The 26,103-nt window shown below is 71.1% G+C and carries 25 protein-coding genes; 17 read left to right on the plus strand and 8 right to left on the minus strand.

The features are described 5' to 3' along the window. Positions 1-121: 121 nt before the first annotated feature. From ACZ6KY_RS31550 to ACZ6KY_RS31590, 9 genes are all read left to right on the plus strand, one after another. The gene (locus ACZ6KY_RS31550) at positions 122-592 is read left to right on the plus strand and encodes a hypothetical protein (RefSeq protein WP_469313675.1); all 471 of its coding nucleotides are present in this window, start codon (positions 122-124) and stop codon (positions 590-592) included. Between the two features lie 82 nt (positions 593-674). Further along, positions 675-1,565 carry a TatD family hydrolase gene (locus tag ACZ6KY_RS31555; protein ID WP_469313676.1) on the plus strand — a complete coding sequence of 297 codons (891 nt, stop codon included), beginning with the start codon at positions 675-677 and terminating at the stop codon, positions 1,563-1,565. Positions 1,566-2,307: 742 nt separating this feature from the next. Then, a complete protein-coding gene (locus ACZ6KY_RS31560) occupies positions 2,308-3,624 on the plus strand; it encodes a ubiquitin-like domain-containing protein (RefSeq protein WP_469313743.1) in 1,317 nt (438 codons plus the stop codon). 26 nt (positions 3,625-3,650) lie between these two features. Continuing rightward, entirely contained in the window at positions 3,651-4,604 is a 954-nt protein-coding gene (gene rsmA, locus ACZ6KY_RS31565) for a 16S rRNA (adenine(1518)-N(6)/adenine(1519)-N(6))-dimethyltransferase RsmA (RefSeq protein WP_469313677.1), read from the plus strand. Beyond that, complete coding sequence (locus ACZ6KY_RS31570) at positions 4,601-5,500, plus strand: 4-(cytidine 5'-diphospho)-2-C-methyl-D-erythritol kinase (RefSeq protein ID WP_469313678.1); 900 nt, start codon at positions 4,601-4,603, stop codon at positions 5,498-5,500. The genes rsmA and ACZ6KY_RS31570 overlap by 4 nt, the downstream gene beginning before the upstream one ends. 197 nt (positions 5,501-5,697) lie before the next feature. Then, the gene (locus tag ACZ6KY_RS31575; RefSeq protein WP_469313679.1) at positions 5,698-7,503 is read left to right on the plus strand and encodes an ABC-F family ATP-binding cassette domain-containing protein; all 1,806 of its coding nucleotides are present in this window, start codon (positions 5,698-5,700) and stop codon (positions 7,501-7,503) included. 391 nt (positions 7,504-7,894) lie between these two features. Then, positions 7,895-9,832, plus strand: a complete 1,938-nt coding sequence (locus ACZ6KY_RS31580; RefSeq protein ID WP_469313680.1) for an outer membrane protein assembly factor BamB family protein — start codon at positions 7,895-7,897, stop codon at positions 9,830-9,832. Positions 9,833-9,911: 79 nt separating this feature from the next. Next, the gene (locus ACZ6KY_RS31585; protein WP_469313681.1) at positions 9,912-11,789 is read left to right on the plus strand and encodes an outer membrane protein assembly factor BamB family protein; all 1,878 of its coding nucleotides are present in this window, start codon (positions 9,912-9,914) and stop codon (positions 11,787-11,789) included. Positions 11,790-12,066: 277 nt separating this feature from the next. Beyond that, positions 12,067-12,768 carry a helix-turn-helix transcriptional regulator gene (locus ACZ6KY_RS31590; protein WP_469313682.1) on the plus strand — a complete coding sequence of 234 codons (702 nt, stop codon included), beginning with the start codon at positions 12,067-12,069 and terminating at the stop codon, positions 12,766-12,768. Between the two features lie 62 nt (positions 12,769-12,830). On the opposite strand, the gene ACZ6KY_RS31595 is transcribed toward ACZ6KY_RS31590, so the two are convergent. The 4 genes from ACZ6KY_RS31595 to ACZ6KY_RS31610 all read right to left on the minus strand — a co-directional run bounded on the left by ACZ6KY_RS31595 (position 12,831) and on the right by ACZ6KY_RS31610 (position 16,209). Then, positions 12,831-13,727 (minus strand): NAD(P)-dependent oxidoreductase, encoded by an 897-nt coding sequence (locus tag ACZ6KY_RS31595; protein WP_469313683.1) that lies wholly within the window; start codon positions 13,725-13,727, stop codon positions 12,831-12,833. Positions 13,728-13,765: 38 nt separating this feature from the next. Further along, the gene (locus tag ACZ6KY_RS31600; RefSeq protein ID WP_469313684.1) at positions 13,766-15,043 is read right to left on the minus strand and encodes an ATP-binding protein; all 1,278 of its coding nucleotides are present in this window, start codon (positions 15,041-15,043) and stop codon (positions 13,766-13,768) included. Positions 15,044-15,145: 102 nt separating this feature from the next. Further along, positions 15,146-15,349: a DUF397 domain-containing protein gene (locus tag ACZ6KY_RS31605; protein ID WP_469313685.1), complete on the minus strand. Its 204-nt coding sequence runs from the start codon at positions 15,347-15,349 to the stop codon at positions 15,146-15,148. Positions 15,350-15,357: 8 nt separating this feature from the next. Beyond that, entirely contained in the window at positions 15,358-16,209 is an 852-nt protein-coding gene (locus ACZ6KY_RS31610) for a helix-turn-helix domain-containing protein (RefSeq protein WP_469313686.1), read from the minus strand. A gap of 235 nt (positions 16,210-16,444) precedes the next feature. On the opposite strand from ACZ6KY_RS31610, the gene ACZ6KY_RS31615 reads away from it, so the two are divergent. Together ACZ6KY_RS31615 and ACZ6KY_RS31620 are read left to right on the plus strand one after the other, a co-directional pair. Next, positions 16,445-16,846, plus strand: coding sequence for an ATP-binding protein (locus ACZ6KY_RS31615; RefSeq protein WP_469313687.1), 402 nt, complete (start codon positions 16,445-16,447; stop codon positions 16,844-16,846). 61 nt (positions 16,847-16,907) lie between these two features. Continuing rightward, entirely contained in the window at positions 16,908-17,162 is a 255-nt protein-coding gene (locus ACZ6KY_RS31620; RefSeq protein ID WP_469313688.1) for a hypothetical protein, read from the plus strand. Between the two features lie 59 nt (positions 17,163-17,221). Here ACZ6KY_RS31620 and ACZ6KY_RS31625 read toward each other — a convergent pair whose 3' ends face one another. Together ACZ6KY_RS31625 and ACZ6KY_RS31630 are read right to left on the minus strand one after the other, a co-directional pair. Next, positions 17,222-17,536 (minus strand): hypothetical protein, encoded by a 315-nt coding sequence (locus ACZ6KY_RS31625; RefSeq protein ID WP_469313689.1) that lies wholly within the window; start codon positions 17,534-17,536, stop codon positions 17,222-17,224. A gap of 40 nt (positions 17,537-17,576) precedes the next feature. After that, positions 17,577-19,283 (minus strand): sodium:solute symporter family protein, encoded by a 1,707-nt coding sequence (locus ACZ6KY_RS31630; protein WP_469313690.1) that lies wholly within the window; start codon positions 19,281-19,283, stop codon positions 17,577-17,579. Positions 19,284-19,462: 179 nt separating this feature from the next. Between ACZ6KY_RS31630 and galT the strand changes: the two genes are divergently transcribed. Genes galT through galK form a run of 3 tightly spaced genes read left to right on the plus strand, consistent with a single transcriptional unit; the run spans position 19,463 to position 22,694 of the window. Next, positions 19,463-20,578: a galactose-1-phosphate uridylyltransferase gene (gene galT / locus ACZ6KY_RS31635; protein ID WP_469313691.1), complete on the plus strand. Its 1,116-nt coding sequence runs from the start codon at positions 19,463-19,465 to the stop codon at positions 20,576-20,578. Continuing rightward, positions 20,575-21,540: a UDP-glucose 4-epimerase GalE gene (galE, locus tag ACZ6KY_RS31640; RefSeq protein ID WP_469313692.1), complete on the plus strand. Its 966-nt coding sequence runs from the start codon at positions 20,575-20,577 to the stop codon at positions 21,538-21,540. The genes galT and galE overlap by 4 nt, the downstream gene beginning before the upstream one ends. Before the next feature lie 11 nt (positions 21,541-21,551). Beyond that, positions 21,552-22,694 (plus strand): galactokinase, encoded by a 1,143-nt coding sequence (gene galK, locus ACZ6KY_RS31645; protein WP_469313744.1) that lies wholly within the window; start codon positions 21,552-21,554, stop codon positions 22,692-22,694. 114 nt (positions 22,695-22,808) lie between these two features. Here galK and ACZ6KY_RS31650 read toward each other — a convergent pair whose 3' ends face one another. Next, positions 22,809-23,261, minus strand: coding sequence for a GNAT family N-acetyltransferase (locus ACZ6KY_RS31650; RefSeq protein ID WP_469313745.1), 453 nt, complete (start codon positions 23,259-23,261; stop codon positions 22,809-22,811). Between the two features lie 256 nt (positions 23,262-23,517). Between ACZ6KY_RS31650 and ACZ6KY_RS31655 the strand changes: the two genes are divergently transcribed. Further along, the gene (locus ACZ6KY_RS31655; protein WP_351859695.1) at positions 23,518-24,285 is read left to right on the plus strand and encodes a response regulator transcription factor; all 768 of its coding nucleotides are present in this window, start codon (positions 23,518-23,520) and stop codon (positions 24,283-24,285) included. Here ACZ6KY_RS31655 and ACZ6KY_RS31660 read toward each other — a convergent pair. Further along, positions 24,244-24,741: a MarR family winged helix-turn-helix transcriptional regulator gene (locus ACZ6KY_RS31660; RefSeq protein WP_261703948.1), complete on the minus strand. Its 498-nt coding sequence runs from the start codon at positions 24,739-24,741 to the stop codon at positions 24,244-24,246. The genes ACZ6KY_RS31655 and ACZ6KY_RS31660 overlap by 42 nt on opposite strands. A 175-nt stretch (positions 24,742-24,916) precedes the next feature. Here ACZ6KY_RS31660 and ACZ6KY_RS31665 point away from each other — a divergent pair, with 175 nt between their 5' ends. Together ACZ6KY_RS31665 and ACZ6KY_RS31670 are read left to right on the plus strand one after the other, a co-directional pair. Beyond that, positions 24,917-25,732 (plus strand): trans-aconitate 2-methyltransferase, encoded by an 816-nt coding sequence (locus ACZ6KY_RS31665; RefSeq protein WP_469313693.1) that lies wholly within the window; start codon positions 24,917-24,919, stop codon positions 25,730-25,732. Next, complete coding sequence (locus tag ACZ6KY_RS31670; protein WP_469313694.1) at positions 25,732-26,100, plus strand: VOC family protein; 369 nt, start codon at positions 25,732-25,734, stop codon at positions 26,098-26,100. The genes ACZ6KY_RS31665 and ACZ6KY_RS31670 overlap by 1 nt, the downstream gene beginning before the upstream one ends. The last annotated feature ends 3 nt before the right edge of the window (positions 26,101-26,103 follow it).

Genomic DNA, 26,103 nt, shown 5'->3' on the forward strand with positions numbered 1-26,103 from the left:
CGTCGGGAGGGGCGTCCACTGGACGCAGGGACGTACCCGTCCCTCGCCTTCGGCGAATCGATGGAATTCAGGGGGAATTCCGTCGACGAGGGTGCTTGTCCAGCGGACAAGAGGAGCTGGCATGAGTGAGATCACAGGACACACCGGCGGTATCGCCGCTGGTCAGGTCACCGAACAGACCGGGCATCGCGGCACGGCGACGGCCGTGGTTCACGAATCGTATTCTTTCGCCTGCATGCGCTGTGGGCACGGCTGGGAACAGTCGTACGAGATTGAGCACCACCGCGACGCGGAAGGCGGCGAGTACGTGGTGTACGTGGCGAACGGCCATGTCGTGCCGTCGCCTCTCAGCCGGCCCACCTGCCTGAACTGCGACAGCCACGTGGTGCGCATCATGCGCGCCGGTCAGGTGTCCTCCGTTCTCGACTCCATGCACTCCATGACGCACCGCCAGCACCGTCCGGTGCCGCGACAGCCCGAGGACGGCCCGGAGGGGGAGACACCGGGAGGGACGTCCGACGCCCCGAAGGAGCCGCACCACTGGCATCTGTCGGACCTGCTGCACCCGTTCCAGCACCGCCGGGCGAGCTGACCGGGCCGGGCGGGACCCACGGGACGGCCTCCCGGCTCCCCGCGAGGTGAGGCCGGGCATGCCCCCTTCGTAGGATCGGGGCATGCCTTCCTCCGCTTCCGACGCCCCCGGCAAGAACGCCGCGCCTCCGCTCCCCGAGCCCCTGCGGGTTCCCGTGGCCGACTCGCACACCCACCTCGACATGCAGTCCGGCACGGTCGAGGAAGGTCTGGCGAAGGCCGCGGCGGTCGGTGTGACGACGGTCGTCCAGGTCGGCTGCGACGTGAAGGGCTCGCGCTGGGCGGCCGAGACGGCGGCCGCGTACGACGCCGTCCACGCGACCGTCGCCCTGCACCCCAACGAGGCACCCCGCATCGTGCTCGGCGACCCCGACGGGTGGTCCCGGCAGGGGGCCAGGCGGCCGGGCGGCGACGCCGCGCTGGACGAGGCGCTCGCGGAGATCGACGCTCTCGCCGCCCTCCCGCACGTCAAGGGCGTCGGCGAGACCGGCCTGGACCACTTCCGCACCGGTCCCGAGGGCAAGGAGGCGCAGGAGCGCTCCTTCCGCGCCCACATCGAGATCGCCAAGCGGCACGGCAAGGCCCTGGTCATCCACGACCGTGACGCCCACGCCGACGTCCTGCGCGTCCTCCAGGAGGAGGGCGCCCCGGAGCGGACCGTGTTCCACTGCTACTCCGGCGACGCCGAGATGGCCGCGATCTGCGCCCGCGCCGGCTACTTCATGTCCTTCGCCGGCAACATGACCTTCAAGAACGCCCAGCCGCTGCGCGACGCGCTGGCCGTGGCCCCGCTCGAACTCGTCCTCGTCGAGACCGACGCGCCCTTCCTGACCCCCGCGCCGTACCGCGGACGGCCCAACGCGCCGTATCTCATTCCGGTCACGGTGCGCGCCATGGCCGCGGTGCGGGGGATCGACGAAGACACGCTGGCGACCTCGATCTCCGCCAACACCGCGCGCGCGTTCGATTACTGACCCGTAACGGTTCCTGGGGTTTTCCCCGGCCGGACAGGGGTCTTCCGCGAAGGAGTGTCGCGACACGACGTAGCCGCGTTGCTTGGGAGAGTGACGACCGCTCCGCTAGGTTCTGGTCGCCCCGATCCGGACCCTGGAGCGTGTCGTCGTGAGCAGCTCGCGGTACGAGCAGTACGAGACGTATGGACCGACCGGTGGCGCCGAGGCCACCACCGTCGTCGGTGTCGCCGGCGCCACGGCCGTGCCCGGCGGGTCCGCCGCAGCCTTGCACGGCGCGCCCGCCGCGCCGGACCCGCTCGGCGCGCCTGGCGAGCCAACGCCCGTCGTGCCCGGGCCCGGCTTCGAGGAGCACCCCGGCTTCGGGGAGCACCCCGGCCACGACGGCGACGGGTCCTCCGGCCGTGAGGGGCATCCCGGCTACGACGGGTATCCGGGCCGCGACGGGCATCCCGGTGGCGGCGGGGATTCCGGTCGCGACGGGTATCTGGGCCGCGTCGGCCATCTGGGCCGCGACGGGCATCCCGGTGGCGACGGGTATCCGGGCCGAGACGGCTACCCGGGTCGCGACGGGGGTCCCGGTGGCGTCGGGTACTCCGGCTACGGCGGGGATCCCGGTCGCGACGGGTACTCGGGCTACGACGGGTACTCGCCCGCCGAGCCGTACGGCCAGGGCTCCCCCGACCCCTACCGCCCGGCGTACGAGATGCGTCCTCCCGAGCCCGCGGCGCCGAGGGCGACCCGCATGCCGGGAGTACCCGGCGCACGCGGTGTGCCCGCGTCGCCCGACGCGCCGACCGAACCCCGGCTGCCGCGTCAGCAGGCGGACACCTTGACCATCGCGACCATCGCGACCCCCGCAGGCGGCCTCGGCGGCTTCGGCGGCGGTTACGGGCCTGACGCCGGGCGGGTGACGGGCGGGCGGGCCGAGGCGCGTCGCGCGGCCCGGCGCCGACGCGCCCCCGAGCGCCCCGAATCCCTGCGCCGGCTGATCCCGCAGGCCCTGGTCGTCGCCTTCCTGGCCGGCGGCACCTCCGCGTTCGTCGCCAACGACAAGGCGATCGAGCTCAGCGTCGACGGCAGACCGCGCACGCTGCACACGTTCGCGGACGACGTGACGGAACTGCTCGCCGACGAAGGCGTGAAGGTGGGCGCGCACGACATGGTCGCGCCCACCCCCGGCACCGCCCTCACCAGCGGGGACGAGGTCGCGGTCCGCTACGGGCGCCCGATGCACCTCACCCTCGACGGCGAACGGCGCAGGGTGTGGACGACCGCGCACACCGTGGAAGGGGCGCTCAGCCAACTGGGGGTGCGCGCCGAGGGCGCGTACCTGTCGACGTCGCGGTCGCAGCGCATCGGGCGCCAGGGACTGGCGCTGGACGTGCGGACCGAGCGCGCGGTCACGATCATGGCCGACGGCCGGGCGCGGACGATCCGTACGAACGCCGCGAGCGTCGCGGAGGCCGTCGAGGAGGCCGGGATCACCCTGCACGGAGAGGACATGACCTCCGTGCCGGCCGCGAGCTTCCCGCGGGACGGGCAGACCGTCACCGTCCTGCGGATCACCGGGGCCAAGGAGGTCCGCGAGGTACCGATTCCGTTCGAGGTGCGGCGGGCGGACGACTCCTCGCTGTTCAAGGGCACCGAGGTCGTCGAACGCCCCGGCCAGTACGGAGCGCTGCGCGTCACCTACACCCTGCGCACCGTCAACGGCGTCAGGCAGAGGCCGCGCCTCGTCCGGTCCGAGGTGGTGCGGCAGCCGCAGGCCCAGCGCGTCAGGGTCGGCACGAAGCCGCATCCCCCGGCCACCGGGGGCGCCGACCACCTGAACTGGTCCGGTCTCGCCGCGTGCGAGTCCGGCGGCCGGCCCGCCGCGGTGGACCCCTCAGGCACCTACGGCGGGCTCTACCAGTTCGACACCCACACCTGGCACGCCCTCGGCGGCAGAGGGCGCCCCCAGGACGCCCCGGCCGCGGAGCAGACCTTCCGGGCGAAGAAGCTGTACGTGCGCCGGGGGACGAGTGCCTGGCCGCACTGCGGGCCACGGCTGCACGGCTGAGGCCGGAGCCCCCGTACCCTTGGCTCGTGACCAGCCCCACCTCCGACGCCCTCCTGGGCCCCGCCGAGATCCGCGAACTCGCGGCAGCCCTCGGCGTACGGCCCACCAAGCAGCGCGGCCAGAACTTTGTGATCGACGCCAACACGGTGCGCCGTATCGTGCGGACCGCGGAGGTGCGGCCCGACGACGTGGTCGTGGAGGTGGGTCCCGGCCTCGGTTCGCTGACGCTCGGCCTGCTGGAGACGGCGGACCGGGTCGTCGCCGTCGAGATCGACGACGTCCTCGCGAGCGCGCTCCCCGCGACGGTCGCGGCCCGGATGCCGAAGCGGGCCGACCGGTTCACGCTGGTGCACTCGGACGCGATGCAGGTCCGGGAACTGCCGGGCCCGCCCCCGACCGCGCTGGTCGCGAACCTCCCGTACAACGTCGCCGTGCCCGTCCTGCTGCACATGCTCGACACCTTCCCGACCATCGAGCGGACCCTCGTGATGGTCCAGGCGGAGGTCGCGGACCGGCTCGCCGCCCCGCCCGGCTCGAAGGTGTACGGCGTGCCGTCCGTGAAGGCGAACTGGTACGCCGACGTGAAGCGGGCCGGCTCCATCGGGCGCAACGTCTTCTGGCCGGCGCCCAACGTCGACAGCGGACTCGTGGCGCTCACCCGGCGTGCCGAGCCGATCAGGACCACCGCCACGAAGAGCGAGGTGTTCGCCGCGGTGGACGCCGCCTTCGCCCAGCGGCGCAAGACGCTGCGCGCCGCCCTCGCCGGGTGGGCCGGTTCGGCCCCCGCCGCGGAGGCCGCGCTCGTCGCCGCCGGGGTCTCGCCGCAGGCCCGCGGGGAGTCGCTGACGGTCGAGGAGTTCGTCCGCATCGCGGAGAACCGCGGCCGGGCGAACGGCGGGGACACCAAGGGCGCCCGCCAGTACCGTGACGCGAACGCCGGTGACGGCGGCGCCGAGAACGAGGAGCCGACCCAGCCGTGACGGAGACGGTGACGGTACGCGTCCCTGCCAAGGTCAACGTCCAGCTCGCGGTCGGCGGCGCACGCCCCGACGGCTTCCACGGCCTGGCCAACGTGTTCCTCGCGGTCGGCCTGTACGACGAGGTGACGGTCACCGCCGCGGACGAACTGCGCGTCACCTGCGCGGGCCCGGACGCCGGCCAGGTGCCCCTCGACCGTACGAACCTGGCGGCCCGCGCGGCCCTCGAACTCGCCCGCAGGTACGGCATCGACCCCGCCGTCCACCTCCACATCGCCAAGGACATCCCCGTCGCCGGTGGCATGGCCGGCGGCAGCGCGGACGGGGCCGGCGCGCTGCTCGCCTGCGACGCGCTGTGGGGCACGAACGCCTCGCGCGACGAACTCCTCGACATCTGCGCTGAGTTGGGCAGCGATGTGCCGTTCTCCCTGGTGGGCGGGGCGGCGCTCGGTATCGGACGGGGCGAGCAGCTGCGCGCCCTGGAGGTCGGCGGGACCTTCCACTGGGTCTTCGCGATGGCCGAGCGCGGCCTTTCGACCCCGGCGGTCTTCCGCGAGTTCGACCGGATGAACGAGGGCGTACGCGTTCCGGAGCCGGTCGCCTCGCAGGACCTGCTGGACGCGCTGGCCAAGGGGGACGCGGGCGCTCTCGCGCGCACCGTCTCCAACGACCTCCAGCCCGCGGCCCTCTCCCTCTTCCCGGCCCTCGCCGACACCCTCGCGGCGGGCCGCGCGGCCGGCGCCCCGGCCGCGCTCGTCTCCGGCTCGGGCCCGACCACGGCGTTCCTCGCCCCCGACGCGGGGTCCGCGAGGACGATCGCCGAGGCCCTGCTCGCGTCGGGCACCTGCCGTTCGGCACGCGTCACACAGAGCCCGGCGCCCGGCGCGACCGTGCTCTGACCCCGGCCCGGGGGGTGGTCCGGCGACGCGTACGGCGATGCGCGGGTCGTACGGATGCCGCCCCGCCGACCGGGGTGCGCGGGCGAATACCGGGCCCCGGATGCGGGGGCGGGACGGGCCGGCGTACGGCACGGCTCGGCGCCCGCACCGCGCGGACTACCCTTGAGGGTCGATCGTCCCCCTTGTTCAGGAGAGAAATGGCCGTCAACCTGGTCAATGTCGAGTCCGTCAGCAAGGTGTACGGCACCCGTGCACTGCTCGACGGAGTCTCCCTCGGCGTCAGCGAGGGCGACCGGATCGGCGTGGTCGGCCGGAACGGGGACGGCAAGACCACCCTGATCCGCATGCTCGCCAAGCTGGAGGAGCCCGACACCGGCCGCGTCACCCACTCGGGCGGCCTGAACGTCGGCGTGCTCACCCAGCACGACTCGCTCGACCCCACGGCCACCGTCCGCCACGAGGTCATCCGGGACATGGCCGACCACGAGTGGGCGGGCAACGCCAAGATCAGGGACGTACTGACGGGTCTCTTCGGCGGTCTCGACCTGCCCGGGTTCCCGCAGGGCCTCGACACTGTGATCGCCCCGCTCTCCGGTGGCGAGCGGCGCCGTATCGCGCTGGCGAAGCTGCTCATCGAGGAGCAGGACCTGATCATCCTCGACGAGCCCACCAACCACCTGGACGTCGAGGGCATCGCCTGGCTCGCCCAACACCTGCGCGAGCGCCGTTCCGCCCTCGTCTGCGTGACGCACGACCGGTGGTTCCTCGACCAGGTCTGCACCCAGATGTGGGACGTGCAGAAGGGCGCGGTGTACGAGTACGAGGGCGGCTACACCGACTACGTGTTCGCCCGGGCCGAGCGCGAGCGCATCGCCGCGACCGAAGAGGTCAAGCGGCAGAACCTGGTCCGCAAGGAGCTGGCGTGGCTGCGCCGCGGGGCGCCCGCCCGTACGTCCAAGCCGCGCTTCCGCGTCGAGGCCGCCAACGAGCTGATCGCCGATGTGCCGCCGCCCCGCGACAAGAGCGAGCTCATGAAGTTCGCCAACTCGCGGCTCGGCAGGACCGTCTTCGAACTGGAGGACGTGACCGTGCAGGCCGGGCCCAAGGTGCTGCTCAAGCACCTGACCTGGCAGCTCGGCCCCGGCGACCGCGTCGGTCTTGTCGGCGTGAACGGCGCGGGCAAGACCTCCCTGCTGCGGGCCCTGGCCGAGGCCGCCCGCAGCGACGGCGACCAGCAGCCCGCCGCCGGCCGGATCGTCACCGGCAAGACCGTCAAGCTCGCCTACCTCTCCCAGGAGGTCGCCGAACTCGACCCCACCTGGCGGGTCCTCCAGGCCGTCCAGTCGGTCCGCGACCGCGTCGACCTCGGCAAGGGGCGCGAGATGACCGCGGGGCAGCTGTGCGAGACGTTCGGCTTCAACAAGGAGAAGCAGTGGACGCCGGTCGGCGACCTCAGCGGTGGTGAGCGACGGCGTCTCCAGATCCTGCGCCTGCTGATGGACGAGCCCAACGTCCTCTTCCTCGACGAGCCCACCAACGACCTCGACATCGAGACCCTCACCCAGCTGGAGGACCTCCTCGACGGCTGGCCCGGCTCCATGATCGTGATCTCCCACGACCGCTTCTTCATCGAGCGCACCACGGACAACGTGTTCGCGCTCCTCGGCGACGCCACCCTGCGGATGCTCCCGCGCGGGATCGACGAGTACCTGGAGCGGCGCAAGAGGATGGAGGAGGTGGCCGCGGCCACCGTGCTCGCCGCCGCCCCCGCCCCGGTCAAGGCCGCTTCCGCCGCCGACGCCCGCGCCGCCAAGAAGGAACTCCAGAAGATCGAGCGCCAGCTGGACAAGATCTCCGAGAAGGAGACCAAGCTGCACGCCCAGATCGCCGACAACGCCACCGACTTCGGGAAGGTCGCCCAACTCGACTCCGAGCTGCGCGAGTTGGCGGGGGAGCGCGAGGAACTGGAAATGCGCTGGCTGGAGCTGGCCGAAGACGCGTGACCCGGAGGGGCCCACGCCCCTCGTCGAACCCGCGGTGCCTCCTGGGGCGCGGAGGCGCCGCGAGAGGGCGCGCCCGTGCGGCGCGCACGGCCCGTCACGGGGCGTGTAATTCCCGCCAGGCGCCCCTGAGTTGGGGGAAGCGCCCCTCCTGACGGCGGCCTTCGCCGCGTCGAACTCACCTTGCACGGCCGGCGTGAAGGGCCCGTGAAGGCGCGTAACGACGGCATCACAGCCCGGTCCTCCCTTGGGAACAGGGCGCGCACCGACCCCCTGCACACGCCCCCCAAAGTGATAGAAAGAGCGGTCTGAGAACAGTCTGAGAACCATCGGACGGGGCGCGAATCCAGCGCCGCCGGTGGGGCGTGACATCAGTGAAGAGGGGGAAGCGCTGATGAGTCAGCCACCGAGTCATCCGCCGCAGGGCGGTTTCGGAGCACCGCAGGACCAGCCGCCGACGGGTGGTGCCGACACTCCGCGGGACCCGCGGTCGCAGGGAGGTTTCGGCGCACCCCAGGGCGTACCGCAGGGCCCGCCGAGCAGTGCGCCGCAGGGCACTCCGCAGGACCCGCGTCCGCAGGGCGCGCCGCCCAACACGCCCCCCGCGCCCCAGGGCGCGCCCCCACCTCCCGCGCAGCCGCCGCAGGCGCCCGCGCCCCAGCACGCTCCGCCCGCCGGGCCCCCGCAGCCCGGCTACGGATACCCCCAGCAGCCCGGCCCCTACGCCCAGCCGCAGCCGGCGGGTCCGTACGGCCAGCCGCAGCAACCGGGCCCGTACGGCCAGCCGGGCCCCTACGGATACGGGCAGCAGCCGGGATACGGGTATCCGCCCCAGGCGCCGTACCCGGGCGCGCCCGGCACCCCGCCGCCCGGTGGTCAGGGCGGGAGCTCGAAGAACCCGTTCAAGGGCAGGCCCGCGCTCGTCATCGCCGCCGCGGTGGCCGGACTGCTCGTCGTCGGCGGCACCGTATGGGCCGTCACCGGCGGTGGTGACGACGGGAAGAAGCCCGTCGCACGGCAGAGCCAGAGCCACAGCCCGACCGCGTCCGCGTCGGACGACCCGGTCAACCCCGGTGACGGCAGCGGGGACGGCGGCCAGGACAGCGAGAACCTCAACGCGGGCCGCAAGGCGGGCGATGCGAAGGTGCTCTGGTACAAGTCGGCACCCGACGCGCCCGGTGCGGGCGCCGACGCCTCCGGGATGTGGATCACCGGCAAGACGGCCGTGAAGACGGCCTACAAGCAGGTCTTCGCGTTCAACGTCGGTGACGGCAGGCCCACTTGGGCCGCGCTGACGTTCCCGCAGAAGATCTGCGCGGTCACCCCGCAGAAGACGGCCGACGACAAGGTCGTCATCGCCTACATGAGCAGTGCCGCCAGCAGCGCCAAGTGCGACCAGCTCCAGCAGATCGACCTGGACACCGGCGCCAAGGGCTGGAGCGGGAAGGTCGCGGACGGCTCCCTGTTCGACAGCACGATCTCCGTCGAACTGTCCATCACCGGCCACACGTTGACGGTCGGCCGGTCGATGTCGGGAACGGGGTACGACGTCTCCAGCGGCAGGAAGCTGTGGGACAAGGAGAAGTACGGCGCCGGCTGCTACCCGGCGGGATTCGCGGGCGGCTCCAAGCTGCTGGCCGTCTCGTCCTGCGGGGTCGGCAGCGACACCGAGCACGACGAGGTGCAGGCACTGGACCCGGCCACCGGCAAGCCCAGGTGGACGACGAAGATTCCCAAGGGCTGGCGGGTCGAACGCGCCTACTCCGTGGACCCGGTGGTGCTCTACCTGACCAACGAGGCGAAGAAGACGGTGAACATCACCGTGCTGAAGGACAACGGCGGCCTGCGCTCGCAGCTCAAGAGCGACGACGGCTTCGCGCCCGAGTGCGGCTTCGCGATCCTCAACCGCGACCTGACCGGCTGCTTCGGCGCCGTCGCCGACGCCGACGCCGACACGCTCTACCTGCCGACCGAGGCGAAGAGCGGCCCCAACCAGGTCGTCGCGTTCAGTCTGGCCACCGGCAAGGAGAAGTGGCGCGTCAAGTCCCCGGCGGACGCGGCGATGATGCCGATGAAGACGGACGGCACCCACCTCATCGCCTACGTCGAGGCGTCGTACGACGGCGGCGGCCGCATCGTGTCGGTTCCGACGGCCGGCGGCAGTCACCCCCTCACCAAGCTGCTCCAGAACCCGCAGGGCACCGCGAACATCGAGGCCGGCTTCTACTCCAAGGCCGTGGACTACGTGGACGGGCGCTTCTACATCTCCACCACCCGGCTGACGGGCAATGACCAGGCGAAGGAGAAGCTGATGCTGGCCTACGGCAAGTGACCGACGCCCACCCACCGTTCCGTCGTGCCCCGCACGCGTACAGGCCCGCCGTCCCTTCGCATTCCGAGGTAATCACGTCATGAGCCAGCCGCCCCCGCCACCGCCGAACGAGCCCCCGAAGGGCTTCGGCGCGCCGCAGGACCCTTCCCCGAGCTCTCAGGAGAGTTCGAGCGGGGGAGACCCCGACCCGGGCGGCTTCGGCGCGCCGACGCCTCCGCCGCCGGCCCCGGGCCCCGGCTACGGCTATCCGCAGACGCCCCCGCCGCCGTCCCCGCACACCGCTCCGCCCGCTGCCCCGCCGCAGCAGCCGTACGGCTACCCGCAGACGGCGCCCCCGGCCCAGCCGGGCTACGGCTACCCGGCCCAGCCCGGCTACGGCTACCCGGGCCAGCCGCAGCCGCCGTACGGCGCCCCGGGCCAGCAGAGCCCGTACGGCTACCCGCAGCCCCCGACCATGCCGATGCAGCCGCAGGCTCCGCAAGGAGGCGGTGGCGGGCGGAAGTTCAACAGCCAGGTGGTCATCATCGTGGCGGCCGTGGTGGCCGTCGCGCTGATCGTCGGCGGCGGCGTCCTGTACTCCCAGCGCTCCAAAGCCAACGGCGACAAGAACAACTCCGCGGGGTCGAGCGGCGGCACCGGCGGCAAGGGCGGTGACAGCAAGGGCGGCGGCGCCACCGGCTCCAACGGCAAGGAGAAGGTGCCGGGCAACACCAGCTCCACGCCGCTGTTCCAGATCCCCGCGCCGGCGGTGGCCAAGGACATCGTGAGCGTGACGACGGTCGGCTCCTGGCTCACCGACAAGGTGTACGCCAAGACGGGCGTCGCCGAGATCAACGGCTACGACCCGGATTCCGGCGCCAAGACCTGGACGATCAAGCTCCCAGGACCGGTGTGCCAGGCCAGCCGGCACACCACGGACGCCGACCGTACGGCGATCATCTACGAGCCGGCCATGCCCACCAAGGCGCAGCCCTCGCACGGGTGCAGCCAGCTCGCCGCCATCGACCTCGACGCCGGCAAGAAGCTGTGGACCCGGACGGTCAAGTCCGGCGACGAGCCGATCAGCCTCGACAACGTGACGGTCAGCGGGAACACGGTCGCCGCGGGCAGCACCAGCGGGGGCGGCGCGTTCGACATCTCCACCGCCAAGCCGCTGTGGGCGCCGAAGACGGGCGACAGCTGCTACGACTCCGGCTACGGCGGCGGCGCCAAGCTGGTCGCGGTCCGCAAGTGCGGCGAGTACGGCAGTACGCGCCAGCTGCACATCCAGACCCTCGACCCGAAGTCCGGGAAGGTGATCTCCGACTACAAGATGTCGCCCGGCATCGAGTACGCCAGCGTCGTCTCCACCGACCCGCTGGTGGTGGCCGCCGACGTCGGCGACTCCGCCGGTGACGGCAGCGGTATCTCGGACTTCTTCTCCGTCGACAACAGGACCGGCACGCTGCGGTCGAAGATCTCGGCCCCCGGCAAGACGTACGCGGCCCGCTGCGACGGCATCACGAGGATCGAGTACTGCTCCGGGATCGCCGTCGGCAACGACAAGCTGTACATCCCGACGGAGGAGCACGACGGCACCGGCGACTACAGCCGGACCAACGAGATCGTCGCGTTCGACCTGGCCACCGGGAAGCAGACCGGCCAGCGCGCGGACGCGGGCGACGGTTACAACATCTTCCCGCTGCGCATGGACGGCACCAACGTCCTCGCGTACAAGCGGCCGCCGTACGACAAGGGCGGGCAGATCGTCACGATCGACGGGACCTCCTTCAAGGAGACCGTGCTCATGGAGAACCCCTCGACCCAGGCGACGCGCGACGCGGAGACCAGCATGCTCCCGGAGTACGCCGAGATCCTCTACGGCGACGGCCGGCTGTACATGTCCCAGGTCTACGCGGACAAGCCGACCTCCGCGGACGACAAGTCGTACCTGGCGATCGCCTTCGGAACGAAGTAAGGCGATCATCTTCGTAAGAACACGGTGATCGTTCTCCGAATTAATTCGTTCGGGCCGAAAACATCGCGTGCGGCCCCGTCCCTGCTCAGGGGCGGGGCCGCACACGTACCCCTCATCCCTCCCTATTGGGAGGGATTTCGATATTCCGGGGCACTTCTCTCCAGTAGGGGAAGCGCAACGTCGAACAAGCGTGTAGCTTCCGGGGGATGGAGAGCCGGGGGGCTCCTAATCCACGGGGAACCAGTGGGGATGCTTGGGGGGACTGGGGGGTTGCCTGATGGGAGTGCGGCTCATGGTGGTCGACGACCACCGACTGCTCGCCGAGGCGTTGGCCTCGGCATTGAAGCTGCGCGGGCACCGGGTGCTCGCCGCGGCGGCGCCCGCCGCGGGGGCGGCGGAGCTGGTGATCACACGGGCACCCGAGGTGTGCCTGATCGGTACGGCGACACCCGCCGAGCCGGGGATCTTCGACCCGGTGGTGCGGATCAAACGGGAGCGGCCCCAGGTGGCGGTCCTGGTGCTCGGCCCGGTACCGAACCCGCGCGGGATCGCCGCCGCGTTCGCCGCCGGCGCCTCCGGTTACGTACGCCATGACGAACGCATAGAGGGCGTCGAGCGCGCGATCATGAAGGCGAGGGCGGGCGAGGCGGCCGTGGCCCCGCAACTGCTGCAGAGCGCCTTCAGTGAACTGCTCAACCCCGCCGCCCAGCCCGACGACGAGGGCCAGCGGCTGCTCCAGATGCTCACACCCCGCGAGGTGGAGGTCCTGGTGCGGGTCGCCGACGGCGAGGACACCCGGCTCATCGCGGCCGGCATGGGCATCGCGCCGTCCACGGCCCGCACCCATGTCCAGCGGGTCCTGATGAAACTGGGCGTGGGGTCGAGGCTGGAAGCGGCGGCACTCGCGGCCCGCACGGGCCTGCTGGACCGGGCGGCCCCGATCCCGGCACAACAGGGAGGCCTGGACAACTCCCTCTGAGACGTACGGGGTTCGCGGGGGCAGTGGGGCCTACGGCTCCGCGGCTCCGCGGGTCCACGGCGCTACGGGGAGGGGGGCTTCCCCTCCTCGAAGCTCGCGAAGTAGGCGGCGGCCATGTCCTCGTGGCCGTGGCCGAGGGCGCCGGCGCGGCCGAGGCGGTCGGCGGTGGCCTCGGCGACGTCCAGACGCACGCCGTGCCGCTGCCCCGCCCGCACGATCAGGCGGGCGTCCTTCTCGGCGGTGGTGACGGCGAAGCTGGCCGGGGACAGCCGGTCCTCCAGGACGAGGGCGGCCTTGGCGTGCAGATAGCCCATGTCGAGCGGGCCGCCGGCGATGAGGTCGAAGAAGTCCTGCGGGTCCACGCCGAGGCCCTTGGCCAGGGCGAGGGCCTCGCCGGTCGCGGCGGTGGCGGCGAGGACCCAGCTGTTGGCGACGAGCTTGAGCCGGGTGGCGCTGCCCGCCGAGCCGTCCTCGCCGGTCCACACGGTACGGGCGCCGACGGCGTCGAAGACGGGCGTCACGGTGTCCCGGGCCGCGCTCGGACCGGCGGCGAGCACCGTCAGCTGTCCGGACTCGGCGGGCGCGCGCGTTCCGAGGACGGGCGCGTCGAAGAAGACGAGCCCGTGCGCGCGGGCGAACTCGGCGAGCTCGCCGAGTGCCTCGGTCCCGGCGGTCGTGGACTGTACCCAGACGGCCCCGGAGTCCAGCCCGGGTGCCGCCCGGCGCATGACGTCGAGGACGGCGGGGCCGTCGTGGAGCATGGTCAGGACGACATCGGCGCCCCGCACGGCCTCCTCCGGGGTGTCCGCGACGTACGCGCCGTCGGCGGCCAGTGGCTCGGCCTTGGCGCGGCTGCGGTTCCAGACGCGGACACGGTGCCCGGCGCGAGCGAGGTTGCGGGCCATGCCGGCCCCCATGATTCCGGTGCCGAGGACGCTGACGGTCGGTTTGTCGGTCATGACGTCAGCTTCCCCCCTCCGGGTGGGAGAGCCAGGCATCACATGCGGACGTGGTGCTCGATGTCCTCCCGGAACTCGGTGAGCGCCTGGGCGGTGAGGGAGGGACGGGTGTCGGCGATGGCGGTGAGGTAGTCCTCGGTGCCGGCCGGTGCGCCCCGGCGGTCGGTGACTTCGCGTTCGAAGGCGGCCTGGGAGCCCTTGAGCGCGGCGAACTCGATGTCGGCGGGGGTGAACATCTCGCTGGCCGCCACCAGCCGGCGCACCTCGACCCCGTCGGCGGCGGGGCCGAGGTAGCGCCGCCAGATCGCTTCCCTGGCGGACGGATCGGGGGGCCCGACCGGGATGACGTAGTCGAACCGGCCGGGGCGCAGGAACGCCGGATCCAGGGAGCGGACGGAGTTGGTGGCGCAGATCAGCAGGCGGTCGTCGTGATCGCGGAAGCCGGGGATCAGCTTGAGCAGTTCGTTGGTGACTCCGTGGCCCGGGTCGACGGCCGTGCCGGACCGTACGCCGGCGATCTCCTCGACTTCGTCGATGAACAGGAGAACGGTCTCCAGCCCGGCCAGGTCGGTGAACGTCTCCCGCAGCGAGGTGGCCAGGCTCCCGTCTCCCGCGGCGAGCCGGGAGGGGAAGAGTTCCACGAACGGCCACTCCAGCCGGGAGGCGACGGCCCTGGCGAAGCTGGTCTTGCCGGTGCCCGGCGGGCCGAAGAGGATGACCGCCTTCGGCGGCCTCACCCCGTACCGGTCGGCCAGCGCGGGCTCGGCCAGCGGCAGCACGATCCGCCGCTCGATGGCTTCCTTCTCCCGTTCCATCCCGGCGAGGGAATCCCAGAGTCCCTGGGGCTGGACCCGCCCGCCGAGCTCGGCGAGGAGACCGGCGTCGCTCGCGCCGAGATGTTCGACCTTCTCGTAGAAGACCAGCCCCTCACGGGTCCGGTAGCCGGAGTTCTCCAGGGCCGCGGTGCCGGTGGCCTCCGGGGCGAGCAGCGCGCCGATCCGGCGGATCCCCCGCTCGCGCAGCCGCCGTTCCAGCTCGGCGATCAGGGCGCTCCCGATGCCACGGCTGCGCCAGTTCCCCGCGAGCGCCACCAGCGTGATCCAGGCCCGGTCGCCCTGGGCCTGCGCCACGGCCATGCCCACCAGGTCGTCGCCGACGACCGCGACCACCGCGGGCCCGCCGGTCCGGGCGGCGGCCATGACCTCGGACACCGGGAACACGGGAGGCGCGTCGTCCCTCTGCCGGTCCTGGTCCCAGATCTGGATGGCACGGTCGAGATCGTCGTCGCGGAAGTCCCGCAATCGCCACGTCGGCATCATCGCCACCTCGCCGAGTACCCATTCTCCGCGCAGATCGGATCAGCGGCGACCGGGCGGCCCGGTCGCCACCGGAGGCGTGATCAGCCGCGACTCCGCCGCTCAGACCGCGGGTGCGCCGAGTCCGCCGGACTTTATGTGGTGCAGGAGTTGGGCGAGGGGTCCGGGGGCGGTCGAGAGACGGGTCGCGGGGGCGTCGCTCTCGCGGAGGTGGATGGTGCGAGGGGTGGCGGCGAGTTCGACGCAGTTGTTGCCGTCGCCGCTTCCCGAGAAGGACGACTTCTGCCAGTTGTCGGGGGTGGTCACGGCGGGCCTCACAGTTCCTTCGTCAGCTGGTGGATGAAGTCGCGCGAGCGTGTGGGTTCGAGGGATACAGCCTCCACCATATGGAAGAGCGTTCGAAAGGTGCCGAGTTGGGCCTCAGAGTCGATGAAGCCCGCACCCTGAGGTGCGTCGCGTACGGCTGTGTCCAGCTTGGGTACGGCACCGCCCACGTACATCATCGCGTTCGTGGCTCCAGCGAAGCCGTCGAGCTCGAACGGGATGACGCGCACGGTGATGTGGTCCGCTTCGGAGAATTCCAGAATGCGGGCGAGCTGGGTCCGAGCCTCTGCCCGGTCGCCGACCCTGATGCGCAGGGCCGCCTCATGGATCACCACGTCGTACGGGGTGGGGGCGGGGTCCACGATGACCGCCTTGCGTTCCATTCGGTGGCGGACGCGCAACTCAAGCTCGCTGAAGGGTAGTTCGGGGACTCGGTACGAGAAGACGGCGCGTGCGTAGTCCTCCGTCTGGAAGAGGCCGGGGACGTGCAGGAACTCCACATCGAGCCGGTATGCGGCATGGTGCTCCAGCTCGGCGAGGTCTAGGAAAGGCGTGGGCAGCAGGCCCCGGTACTGCTCCCACCAGCCTCGGGTCCGATCGGTGGCCATCGCCGCCAGTGCCTCGACCAACTCCTCGTCCGCGCAGGAGTAGTGAGCGGCGAGACTGCGTACCCGCTCTTCGCTCACCCCCGCGATGCCGGACTCCATCTGGCTCATCTGGGCGGAGTCGGACCCGACCAGTGCGGCAGCCTCGCGCGCCTTGAGTCCTGCGGCCTCACGCAGTTTCCGCAGTTCGATGCCCAGGCGCTCCTGGCGTGCGGTCGGCTGCCGTCTGCGCGGCATGGCTTCCTCCCTCGCCCCAACTGGCATGGGGCAGTGACTCCTTCGAGGGGAAGATTACGGCAGCGGCTTGCGCGGGCCCAAATTTTACCCATACCGTCAGTGATGCGACGCACACGCTGCGGTACCCGGGACCCCGGAAGCGCACCACTCCGTCCTGCCGTGACGGCTGTGACACTGCCACCGCCCGCGACCGAGGCGAACTCTCGACTCCCCACACCTGAACCGGAGTTCACGCATGCCCGAAACCGAACCCTGGAACTACGCCCTCCACATCCCGCAGGACGTCCGCGCGGTCACGGTCTGCCGCCGCACCGTCCGTCTGATCCTGACCCTGCATGGCCTGATCCGTCTCGTGGACGTCGCCGAGCTGCTGGCGGCGGAGCTGGTCTCCAACGCCGTACGGCATACGAAGGGGCCGGCGGCCCTGCGGCTGCACTGGCGGGGCGGGGTGCTGCGGATCGGCGCGTGGGACGCGAGCCCGGTGCCACCGCCGTACGACCCGGCGGCGACCTCCGACGCGGAGGCGGGCCGGGGTCTCGTCCTGGTCCGGGCCTGCGCCGACGACTGGGGCTGGCATCCGCTGCGCCAGGGCGGGGACATCGGCAAGTACGTGTGGTGTGACCTGGCCGCGGCGTAGGTCGTTGATCACGTCGGGGCGCCTGGTGGATTCCCGGGCGAAGGAGATTTGGAGGGACCTGATGGCTCCGGTGAACTACTTCTTCCAGAATCCGGTTGCTGATCAGCTGAGGGATGAAGGACGTGTCGAAGGGCGCATCGAAGATCGCATCGAGATGATCCTGAGGATCCTGGAGTTGCGCGGCATCGAGGTGTCCGGTTCCGTCCGGCTTCGCGTACAGGCGTGTTCCGACCTGGACCAGCTCAAGGCCTGGTCGGAACGGGCCGTCCACGTGGCCGACGCGGAGGGCCTGTTCACCCCCGAGCAGCCCGAGTAGCCCGAGCGGCCGCCAAGGGCCGGAGTCCTCTGAGTGAACCCCGGCCCTCTGTAAGGGTGTTACTTCAGCGGACCCTCGTTCTCGGCCGGTACCTCCGGCACCGGCGGTGCCAACGGCCGCAGCCACAGCCACGCCAGGAAGAACAGGCCGAGGGCCAGCATGCCGAGGCCGGTCCAGAGGTTGATGTTGATGCCGCCCGCCTTGGCGAGGTCGGCGTCGGAGGCCGTGATGCCGGCGATGGTGACGATGACGCCGTAGAGCACGAACAGGCCGCCGATGATGCGGCGGATGTCGAACAGCCGAGCGGCGGTCGCGGACTGCTTCTCGAGTTCCGAGACATCGCGCTGGGCGTCGTGTTCCGAATAGTCGGACATGGTTTCTTGATTCTCCCTCGTCGGAACCGGTCGGAACTCGTCAGAACGAGAACGAGAACGGGATGTAGCAGGCGGCCGCCAGGATCAGCGCGCCCCAGCCCAGCAGGGCGGGCCTGCGGTACCAGGCGTCGTCTCCGGCGGCCGGCGGCTCGGCCATGCCGGGGGACACCGTGCCGTAGACCAGGCCCCGCAACTCCTCCGCGGACTTGGGGGCGGTGAAGATCGAGACACCCACCATGACCACGCCACCGGCCACGAAGGCGATGATCGCGGAGACGAAGTTGGCGCCCTGGTCGGAGGGGAAGCCGATGATGTCCTGCTTGTAGAGGACGAAGTAGTTCACCATCGCGGCCGTCGTGCCGGCCAGCAGACCCCAGAAGCCCGACTTCACCGACGCCCGCTTCCAGAACATCCCGACGATGAAGACCGCGAACATCGGCACGTTGAAGAAGGAGAAGAGCGTCTGGAGGTAGCTCATGATGTTGGAGAAGGACGAGGCCAGGAAGGCCGTGCCGATCGACGCCAGGACGCCGACGACCGTGATCAGACGGCCGAAGCGGACGTAGTAGGAGTCCTCGCGGTCCGTCACCACGTACTTCCCCCAGATGTCCGTGGTGAACACCGTGTTGAAGGACGAGACGTTGGCCGCCATGCCCGCCATGAAGGCGGCCAGCAGACCGGTCACCGCGATGCCGAGGACACCGTTCGGCAGCAACTCCTGCATCAGGTACGGGATCGCGTCGTTGTACTGGAGACCCGAACCGCTCGTGCCGATCTTCGGGACCAGGACGGCCGCCACCAGACCCGGGATCATCACCAGGAAGACGATGAAGATCTTCGGGTAGGCCGCGATGAGCGGGGTCCGCTGGGCCGCGGAGAGGTTCTTGGCCGACAGCGCGCGCTGCACCTCGGCGAAGTTCGTCGTCCAGTAGCCGAAGGACAGCACGAAGCCGAGACCGAGCACGATGGTCAGCCAGTTGGCGCCGAGCGGGTTGGCGCTGCCGATGCCCGTGCCGCCCCAGGCCGTCGTGAAGTCGGCGCCGTGGGTCTTGTCGAGGGAGTCCGTCAGACCGCCCCAGCCGCCCACCCGGTTCAGGCCGAGCACGGTGATCGGGATCAGCGCCGCCAGGATCACGAAGAACTGGAGCACCTCGTTGTAGATCGCGGAGGAGAGACCGCCGAGCGTGATGTAGGCGAGGACGAAGAAGCCGGCGACCACGATCGCCACCCACTGCGGCCAGCCGAGCAGGGCCTCGACCACGATCGCGAGTGAGTACAGGTTGACGCCGGCGATGAGGACGGCGGCGAAGGCGAACAGGATCGAACTCAGCAGGTGCGCCCATTTGTCGAAACGCAGCAACAGGAACTCGGGCACCGAGCGGACCTTGGAGCCGTAGTAGAACGGCATCATCACCAGGCCGAGGAAGACCATCGCCGGGATGGCGCCGATCCAGTACCAGTGCACGGTGTAGACGCCGTACTGGGCGCTGTTGGCGGCCATGCCGAGGATCTCGGTGGCGCCCAGGTTGGCCGAGATGAAGGCCAGGCCGGTGATCCAGGCGGGCAGGGAGCGCCCGGACAGGAAGAAGTCGAGGCTCGTCTTCACCGAGCGGCGGGCCGCGAAGCCGATGCCCAGCACGACCACGAAGTAGATGCCGAGGATTGTGTAGTCGAGTGCGTTTGTGGGGAGCCGCAGCTCGACGGCGAGCAGGGTGCCCGGTTGGGGCGGATATGTGGGGGACTGCATCACAACTCACTTCGTCGCATGAACCTATCGGACCGGAACCTATTCCTCCGCCTTCAGGAGGCATGCCCTTCCGGTGGTGTCCTTTGTTTGATTGTGACGTTGACTGTGGTGGTGGCTTGTGGTTTGTTGTGTTCGGTTATGTTTGAAGGTTTGATCGGGTGTGGATGGGGAGTCCGACTGTGAAGAAGACCTCGACCCGGCTCGCCGACGGTCGTGAGCTCATCTATTACGACGCGGTCGACGACAAGGTCCGCGACGCGGTGGACCGGCGCCCGCTCGACCCGACCGTCACCACCTCGGAGGTGCGCCGCGACCCGCTGCTCGGCGACTCGGTGGCGATCGCCTCGCACCGGCAGGGGCGCATCTACCACCCCCCGGCGAACGAGTGCCCGCTGTGCCCCTCCTCCGGCGACCGGCTGAGCGAGATCCCCGACTCCTCGTACGACGTCGTGGTGTTCGAGAACCGCTTCCCCTCGCTGGCCGGTGACTCCGGCCGCTGCGAGGTCGTCTGTTTCACCTCCGACCACGACGCCTCCTTCGCGGATCTGACGGAGGCGCAGGCCGGCCTCGTCCTGGAGGCGTGGACGGACCGCACCGCCGAACTTTCGCATCTGCCCTCCGTGGAACAGGTCTTCTGCTTCGAGAACCGTGGCGCCGAGATCGGTGTGACACTCGGTCACCCGCACGGGCAGATCTACGGCTACCCCTTCACCACCCCCCGTACCGCACTGATGTTGCGCTCGCTCGCCGCGCACAAGGAGGCGACCGGCGGGGAGAACCTGTTCGACGAGGTCGTCGCCCGTGAGCTGGCGGACGGCTCGCGCGTCGTCCTGTCGGGCGAGCACTGGGTCGCCTTCGTCCCGTACGCCGCCCACTGGCCGTACGAGGTCCACCTCTACCCGCGCCGCCGTGTGCCGGACCTGCTCGGCCTCGACGAGGACGCGCGCACAGAGTTCCCCCAGGTCTATCTGGAACTCTTGAGGCGCTTCGACCGGATCTTCGGCGGACCGGACGGTGGGAAGGAAGGGAAGGAAGGGAAGGAAGAGACGGAAGGGGCGGGCGAGCCGCAGACGCCGTACATCGCGGCCTGGCACCAGGCTCCCTTCGGCCCCCTGGAGGAGTTCGAAGGCGTCAACCGGGACGACTTCGCGCTCCACCTCGAGCTTTTCACCATTCGCCGCACTTCCGGCAAGCTGAAGTTCCTCGCGGGTTCCGAGTCCGGCATGAACGTGTTCATCAACGACGTGCCGCCGGAATCCGCGGCTCAGCGACTGCGAGAGGTAGCGAGTTCATGAGTGGGAAGTATCTGGTCACGGGTGGAGCGGGCTATGTGGGCAGCGTGGTCGCGCGCCACCTGATCGAGGCGGGCCACGAGGTCACCGTCCTCGACAACCTCTCGACGGGATTCCGCGAGGGCGTGCCCGCCGGTGCCGCCTTCATCGAGGGCGACATCCGAGACGCCGCCAAGTGGCTGGACCCCTCGTACGACGCCGTCCTGCACTTCGCCGCGTTCTCGCAGGTCGGCGAGTCCGTGGTGAAGCCCGAGAAGTACTGGGACAACAACGTCGGCGGCACCATGGCGCTGCTCGCCGCGATGCGCGAGGCGGGCGTGCGCAAGCTCGTCTTCTCCTCCACGGCCGCGACCTACGGCGAGCCCGAGACCACCCCGATCGTCGAGTCCGCGCCGACCCGGCCCACCAACCCCTACGGCGCCTCCAAGCTCGCCGTCGACCACATGATCACCGGCGAGGCCGCCGCCCACGGGCTCGGCGCCGTCTCCCTGCGGTACTTCAACGTGGCCGGCGCGTACGGCGAGAGCGGCGAGCGGCACGACCCCGAGTCGCACCTCATCCCGCTGGTCCTCCAGGTCGCGCAGGGCCGCCGCGACGCGATCTCCGTCTTCGGCGACGACTACCCGACGCCGGACGGCACCTGTGTCCGCGACTACATCCATGTCGCGGACCTCGCCGAGGCGCACCTGCTCGCGGTCGAGGCCGCCACCCCGGGCGAGCACCTGATCTGCAACCTCGGCAACGGCAACGGCTTCTCCGTCCGCGAGGTCATCGAAACGGTGCGCCAGGTGACCGGGCACCCGATCCCCGAGGTCGTGGCACCGCGCCGCGGCGGGGACCCGGCGGTCCTGGTCGCCTCGGCCGAGACCGCCCGCAAGCGACTCGGCTGGAACCCGTCCCGCGCGGATCTCGCGGGCATCGTCGCGGACGCGTGGGAGTTCGCACAGAACGTAGCGAAGGGGTAGCAGTGGATCAGGTGGGGGTACGTGAGGGCTTCGAGGAGCTGTACGGTGCCGCGCCCGAGGGCGTCTGGGCGGCACCGGGCCGGGTCAACCTGATCGGCGAGTACACGGACTTCAACGAGGGGTTCGTGATGCCGCTCGCGCTGCCGCACACGGCGGTCGCGGCGGTGTCCCGCCGTTCCGACGGGGTGCTGCGGCTGCACTCGGCCGACATCGACGGACCGGTCGTCGAACTGCGCGTCGACGAACTGGTGCCCCGGTCGGACACCGGCTGGGCCGCCTACCCGGCGGGTGTGGTGTGGGCGCTGCGCGAGGCGGGCCACGCCGTCGGCGGCGCGGACATCCACCTGGCCTCCACGGTCCCCACCGGCGCCGGGCTGTCCTCCTCGGCGGCCCTGGAGGTCGTCACGGCCCTCGCCCTCGACGACCTCTACGGACTCGGGCTCACCCGCCCGGAGCTGGCCCTGCTCGCCCAGCGTGCCGAGAACGACTTCGTCGGCGTGCCGTGCGGGGTCATGGACCAGACGGCCTCGGCGTGCTGCACCGAGGGCCACGCCCTGCACCTCGACTGCCGTGACCTGTCGATCCGCCAGGTCCCCTTCGACCTCGCCTCCCAGGGACTCGAACTCCTCGTCGTCGACACCCGGGTGAAGCACGCGCTCGGGGACGGGGCGTACGCCGAGCGGCGCGCGGGCTGTGAGGAGGGGGCGCGGCAGCTCGGCGTGTCCCATCTGCGCGATGTCGCGTACGACGGCCTCGACGCGGCCCTCGCCCGCCTCTCCGACGAACGCGTCCGCCGCTACGTCCGCCATGTCGTCTCCGACGACCACCGGGTCGACCTGGTCATCGCCCTGCTGGACGCGGGCGATGTCCGTGCCATCGGGCCCATCCTGACGGACGGTCATGTCTCGCTGCGCGACGATCTGCGGATCTCCTGCGCCGAGCTGGACCTCGCGGTCTTCTCGGCGAACGCCGCCGGTGCGTTGGGGGCCCGTATGACGGGCGGGGGCTTCGGGGGCTCCGCCGTCGTGCTGGTGGAGTCCACCGACGTGGACAGCGTCACCAAGGCCGTCTTGGAGGCTTTCGCAGCGGCCGGATTCACGGCACCCCGGGTGTTCCCGGCGGTCCCTTCAGCCGGGGCCCGGCGCCTCGACTGACCACGGCTTCTTTCGCCCCCTCCGCCCCTTCCCGTCCCGTACTCGGGGGCTCCGCCCCCGAACCCCCGCTCCTCAAACGCCGGAGGGGCTGAGACCCTCGCCCGAGGGGTCGGCTCACCAGCGCTTCGTCAAGGTGTACTCCGTGATGCCCGGGGGGTAGTCGGGGATCACGGAGACCACCTCGTAGCCCTGTTTCCGGTAGAAGTCCGGGGCCTGGAAGTCCCAGGTCTCCAGGCGGGCGGCGTGACAGCCCCGTTTCTCGCGCGCGACGCGCTCGGCCTCCGCCAGGAGGCGGCTGCCGAGGCCCGTGCCCCGGATGCGGCCGTCGACCCACAGGTACGTGACGTGCAGCCAGGTCGTCCAGGTGTGCCCCACCAGACCGCCGGCCAGGGCGCCGCCCTCGTCCAGGGCCCAGACGTGGAGCGGAAGTTCACGTTCACCGGGGGTTCCGCGCAGCGCGCGCAGCACCGGGGACGCCGCCGTGTTCGTGTCCAGCAGTCGTCTGCGGAGCAGATCCCGACGGTCTTTGTCGTCTCCTGTCTCGATACGAAACATACGGCTCACCATAAACGTGCTGGCCAACCAGTTCTGCAAATTGCCTTCCGCTCCCGGCCCCCGGCCGTACCCTGATGAACAGTGCCGGTGGGGGCCGGTGCTGATCAGGGGGCGAGACAGTCGGGTACGACGCCCGAAGTGGGGGTACCACTTCCAGCACGGCGGCGGCCGTGCGGCGGCGGCACCTCGGTTTCCGGGTCGTAATCAGGCTCGGGATCACCTCGGGCGCCGTACCCGTACGGACCGTCCCCCGACAGTGGGGGTTTCTGTGGTTCGCATCCGAGTACTGGTCGTCGACGACCATCGCATCTTCGCCGAGTCGCTCGCCGCGGCTCTCGCGGCCGAGCCCGACGTCGACGTGTCCGCCGCGGGCAGCGGTCCCGCCGCGCTGCGCTGCCTCGAGCGCGCGGCGGCGGAGGGCCGTCGCTTCGACGTGCTGCTCGTCGACGCGGACCTGGGCGGCAATCTGCCCGGCATGCGTCCGGCGGTGCCCGTCCAGGAGAGCAACGAGGACGGTCTGGTGGACGGCATCTCGCTCGTCGCCGGGGTGCGCTCCGGCCAGCCGAGCGTACGGACCGTCGTCCTGGCCGAGAAGGACGATCCGCGCCGCGCCGCGCTCGCCCTGCAGGCCGGGGCCTCGGGGTGGGTCGCCAAGGACTGCTCGCTGTCGCGGCTGCTCACCGTCATACGGGGGGTGCTGCGCGACGAGACCCATCTGCCGCCCGCCCTGCTCACCGGGGTGCTCCGGGAGCTCACCGCCGCGCGCAAGCACCGGACCGAGAGCGAGCGGCTCGTCGAGTCGCTGACGCCCCGGGAGCGCGAGGTGCTGCGGTGCATGGTCGCGGGGCTCGGGCGCAAGGCGGTGGCGGAGCGCCTCTTCCTCTCCCCCCACACCGTCCGCACACACATGCAGAACGTGCTCGGGAAGCTCGGTGTGCACTCCACCCTCGCCGCCGTGGCCCTGGCCAGGCGCGCCGGGGTAGGACCCGTCGACCTAACCGGGGATGTTGTCGAACGGGGCGGTCAACTGGCGTAGCAGTCCGGCCAGTTCACCGCGCTGCGCCCTGCTCAGCTCGGCGAGGATGGCCCGCTCCTGGTCGAGCAGACCGGCCAGCGCCTGGTCGGCACGGTCGCAGCCCTCGTCCGTGAGACGGACGAGCACGCCCCTGCGGTCGCTCGGGTCCGGGAGTCGCTCCACCAGACCCTTCTTGGTCAGGCGGTCGATGCGGTTCGTCATCGTGCCCGAGGTGACGAGCGTCTGGGTGAGGAGCTGTCCGGGGGAGAGCTGATACGGGGATCCCGCGCGCCGCAGCGCCGTCAGGACGTCGAACTCCCAGGGCTCCAGGCTGTGCTCGGCGAACGCCAGCCGACGCGCACGGTCCAGATGCCGGGCCAGCCTGCTCACCCGGCTGAGCACCTCGAGCGGTTCCACGTCGAGGTCCGGGCGCTCCCGGCGCCACGCAGCGACCAGCCGATCGACCTCGTCCTCCATGACGATCAGTGTAGTGGTTGTGTCGACATGAAGTCTCTTGATATGGAGTCTCTCGATATGAAGTCTCTTGACGTCGAGATACTTTTCCTGTGAGGCTGGAGACCCGAACGGTCCGGCCGCCGCCGCCCCTTTTGCGGTCCGCGACCTCTCCGCCGACTTTCGAGGAGGCCACCCCATGGCTGCCACCACCCCCACCTGGGACCCCGGCCAGTATCTGCGCCACTCCCGGCACCGAGCCCGCCCCTTCGCCGACCTCCTCGCCCAGGTCCCGGAACTCCCCGGCGACCCGGCCCGCATCGCCGACCTCGGCTGCGGCCCCGGCAACGTCACCGTCCAGCTCGCCGACCGCTGGCCCACCGCCCGCATCACCGGCTACGACAACTCCGCCGACATGCTCGCCCGGACCGAGGAGCACGCCGGTCCCACGGCCGGCGGCGGACGCCTCGACTTCGCCCACGCCGACCTCACCGGCTGGGCCCCCACCGAGACGTACGACCTGATCACCTCGAACGCCGCGCTCCAGTGGGTGCCGGGACACCTGGAGTCCTTCCCCGGCTGGCTCGACGCGCTCGCGCCCGGCGGCACCCTCGCCTTCCAGATGCCCCGGAACACCGACGCCCCGCTGCACGTCCTGCTGCGCGAACTCGTCGCCTCCCCGCGCTGGAAGGGCCGCCTCGGCGACACCCCGCGCCGCACGGACTCGGTCCACGACCCGCTCGTCTACCTCGACCGGCTGGAGGACCTCGGCTGCCGGACGGACGTCTGGGAGACGACGTACCTGCAACTGCTGACCGGACAGGACCCGGTGCTCGACTGGGCGAAGGGGACCGCGCTGAGGCCCGTGCTGACGGCCCTCGCGGACGATCCCGAGGCCCTGGACGCCTTCGTCGCCGAATACCGCGACCTGCTGCGCGACGCCTACCCGGCCGAGCCGTACGGCACGGTGCTGCCGTTCCGGCGGCTGTTCGCCGTGGCCCGGAAGGAGGCCTGATGCTCGCCGCCCTCGACCATGTCCAGCTCGCCGCCCCGCCGGGCTCCGAGGACCGCCTGCGCGCGTACTACGTCGACGCCCTCGGCATGACCGGGATCCCCAAGCCGCCCGTCCTCGCCGCCCGCGGGGGCTGCTGGTTCCGGGCGGGAGACGTCCACCTGCACCTCGGGATCGAGGACCCCTTCCGTCCCGCGAGGAAGGCCCACCCCGGACTGCGCGTCACCGGCATCGACGCCTGCGCCGCACGGATCGCGGCCACCGGCGCCCCCGTCACCTGGGACGAGGAGCTGCCCGGCCACCGGCGCTTCTTCTCCGAGGACCCGGTCGGCAACCGCCTCGAATTCCTGGAACCGCTCGTCCGCACATGACGA

Source organism: Streptomyces sp. NPDC042002, assembly GCF_055588305.1.